4 protein-coding genes are annotated in these 3314 nt (G+C 39.6%); 1 reads left to right on the top strand and 3 read right to left on the bottom strand.

Annotated elements, in window-relative coordinates; genetic code table 11:
* Positions 1-352, bottom strand: a 352-nt coding sequence (locus KQI32_RS13015; protein WP_216426028.1) for a hypothetical protein, incomplete at its 3' end; no start/stop codon positions are given.
* Between KQI32_RS13015 and KQI32_RS13720 the strand changes: the two genes are divergently transcribed.
* Positions 343-546: a phage holin family protein gene (locus KQI32_RS13720; RefSeq protein WP_216426026.1), complete on the top strand. Its 204-nt coding sequence runs from the start codon at positions 343-345 to the stop codon at positions 544-546. The genes KQI32_RS13015 and KQI32_RS13720 overlap by 10 nt on opposite strands.
* A 165-nt stretch (positions 547-711) precedes the next feature.
* Here KQI32_RS13720 and KQI32_RS13005 read toward each other — a convergent pair whose 3' ends face one another.
* Both KQI32_RS13005 and KQI32_RS13000 read right to left on the bottom strand, forming a co-directional pair.
* The gene (locus tag KQI32_RS13005; RefSeq protein WP_216426024.1) at positions 712-1707 is read right to left on the bottom strand and encodes a hypothetical protein; all 996 of its coding nucleotides are present in this window, start codon (positions 1705-1707) and stop codon (positions 712-714) included.
* 2 nt (positions 1708-1709) lie between these two features.
* Positions 1710-3314: RHS repeat-associated core domain-containing protein (locus KQI32_RS13000; protein WP_305854639.1), on the bottom strand; the 1605-nt coding region annotated here is incomplete at its 5' end.

The raw sequence follows: 3314 nt of genomic DNA, 5'->3' as shown, positions 1-3314 counted from the left end.
AGGCGTAATCCTTTTTGCTCAGAACCTTGCTGCCTTCTTTTGCCGTCTCCGACTTTGGACTGCTGTCCGCATAATAGGTGTATTCCATCACGCCGGAGGGAGTTGTCTCACTTTCCGCAAACAGAGATATCTTGATCGGACGACTGAAAAGATCGTAGTCTGTCTGCTTCATTTTCTGATAGCCGGAACCCGGCTCTTCCATATAGATTGCATGCTCCCGTCCCAGATTGTCGTAGAAGTAATTCACTTTTGCCGTCACATTCTCTTCCATCGGTGTGACAACTTCCGTTTCTTTGTTCAGCTTATTGTATGCCGTGGTCACCGTATTTCCGTTGAAATCGGTTGCGGACATTTATTCCGGTACTTCTCGGTGCATTCGGGATATTTTTATCCGTAATTTATTTAATTGCAACGGTTGATGTAAATACATATAAAGATGTAGCTATTCTGATATTTACAGGAATCACACAGGGAATTTTGTTAGCTGGTGGAAGCGTTTATGTGAATCAGGTGATAAAACAGAGCTCAAAGAATGATGAAGGTTGATAAGAAAAAATGGGACTAGAGTAATTTCTAGTCCCATTTTTTACAAGTTTTTGATAAATGAGATGTGATTGTTAGCTATTGCGATGTAACCACTTCCTGTCCTAGTTGTTATCTTCTCCTTCCTCTTGACACAATAGAACTAACCCCTTATGTTTTTTGTCGCATCTATTGCTGCATTTGATCCCATGCTTCCATTGTCGACAAATAACTACCATCTTTTTTTATTCCGATGGTATCAAATATTCCACCATTGATCTCCACAATATCTTTCCAATCATCAACCTCACACTCATTGTTTTCATTTTGACCTACTGCAACTACGGTTCCATTTTTCTTTAAACCGATACAGTGATAATTAGCTGCGCTTATCCGGACTATTTTGTTCCATTTGGTAGTATCAATTGGAATTATTTCACTAGTCAAGCCTGCACTTCCAGCGATCAAAACCGTTCCATCATGCGTTAATCCGACAGTATAGAAAGAATTTGCGTCAACCTGAACAATGTTATTCCAAGCTGTCACATCACATTGTCCCCTCTCATTATTTCCGCAGGAAAGCACAGTGCCTTGCGAGGTAAGAGCAACGATATGTTCTCCGCTTGTTGCAACCGATATAACATTTTGCCAAGTATCAACAATAGGCTGGTATTTTTCACTGTTTTTTCCCACAATTGTGATTTGACCTTGACTGTCCAATGCAACCAGCATACAATATTTGATATCAATTGCGGTGATATCTCGCAAATGATCGGTATCACATTGACCCTCTGAGTTATCACCCACCACTTCCACTGTTCCATCCGCTTTTAATCCAGCAATGTTGACTCCATCAGATGAAACTGATGTTATATTCTTCCAACCATCAACTTGAAAAAATTCCCCATCTCTATTTCTGAGCAAAGTAACGCTCCCATCTTGATTTAAAACGATTGCATTTGATATGCTGGTTTCGACACGGTGCAGATTGCTCCACTTGATTAGATTAACTTTTCTATTCTGAGCATCTTTGTAATGATTTAGCTTAGAATAAATTTGTATTGCGTTGCCATAGTTTTCGTTTTTTTCCTCTATTCTCCCAATAATGTATCGAATAAATGTTTCATTAAGTATTAAAATACATATAATAAAGATTACAGAAAAGCATATAACAATTTTTTTCATTTTTAATTCCCTCTATTATTTCTAACTCTTATTTCTTCTTTTCTGTTAACTAAATAATAGTTTAATTTATAACCCAGCTGTTCTAATTTATATTGATTGCCATCATCACCATGCTCTCCTGGTGAAAATGTTAAAGAACCATTAGGATGCCAATGAGTGTGTACGCTTGCAACAGTATTATGATCTGGCATCCCTAAATCTATGTTATTTCCATCACTTCCACTTGCCGAACTGTTTCTTATCTCTTTAAAGTAATGCCTTCCCGTCTTTGAATCTTTCTGTATATATGTTCCATATTCCTGTTTTTCTGAAATTGACTTTGAAAAATACATAAATTTAAAAGCGAGAACAGCATCTCCTTCTGTTATAAAAGTTTGATCTGCTTGATGTCGATATGTTTCCATTCCATGAACACCTAAAAAATTATTCATTTCTCTAAATAAATCTTTACTTATATCAGAATCTATGATGAAACGATCAAGCATATAACCCAAGTCGGATGTATCAACAAGCATACTTTGACCACTTTGATTGTGTAGATAAAGCGCGTTACTAGATTCATCGTAATAAAGTGAGCCACCATAAGCCTCTACAACATAACTCAATATCATTTCAGCTAGCCCTTCTGGATCAATCATGTTCACCGGATTATTCGTACAATAAACAAACCAATTCAATCCACTTCGTGCTGGATCTTCAGAAATAAATCTCCCAATATCGCTGTCATAATACCTTGCTCTGAGGTAGATGAATCCGGTTTCATTGTCGAAATATTCTCCGCAGTAACGGAAGGGATTGTTGTCATTTTCCTCCGTTTGCTTCTGGTTTCCGAATGCATCATAGGTATAATCTTTTAATATGGTTCCGCTTGCGTTGACCAGTTGTGCGGTATCTCCGTGGGTATTGAAGGAATAATATTCTTTGCTTCCTCCGTTTACTGTTCGGGAGATAGGGGAGAGGCCTCTGACAAACACCTGCTTTTCCCCGGCCTTGTCGTCCATGACAATATTCTGCCCGTCATAGATATGGCTGGTGGTCACGCCGTTGGTGGTTTTGCTCTGGCGCAAACCATTGGCATCATATGTGTACGTCGTTGTCACATTGTTTATGGTGGACTTTGTCATCCGGTTCAGCGGATCGTATTCAAACAGCTGGATTCCGTTGGGATCCTCCCCGATGGTGACCGACGGTTCTCCTGTTGCTTCACCGATGGTGGTGATGGTCTTCATGGTCTGGTTGCCCATGTTGTCATAGAAGAAGTTTCTTACCGTCTGGCTTTCTCCCGCGGTTTCCCGGTCTTCCAGCAGCCAGTTATTCTTATTATACTGATAGATATTTGTCTTTATGACGTTGCCAGACGCATCTTTTTCTATCTTTTGGCTTCTGTTTAAGAAATTGTCATAGAAATATTCGCTTTGGCTTTCGCCGGAAACAATTTCTTTTGTCAGCCTGCCCATATCGTCATAGAGATAGCTGGTGGTTGGCTTGCCGCTCTCCGCAATGCTTTCCTTGTTGCCGTCCAGATAGTAGCTGACGGAATACTGTCCCAAAACATTTTCTCCCAATCGGTTGGTCTGGGCAGTCAGCATGTTTGCATCGTTATAAGT

It is taken from the genome of Acetivibrio sp. MSJd-27, from assembly GCF_018918095.1.
Lineage (GTDB): Bacteria > Bacillota > Clostridia > UMGS1840 > HGM11507 > HGM11507.
This window is presented reverse-complemented; position numbering and strand designations above follow the sequence as displayed.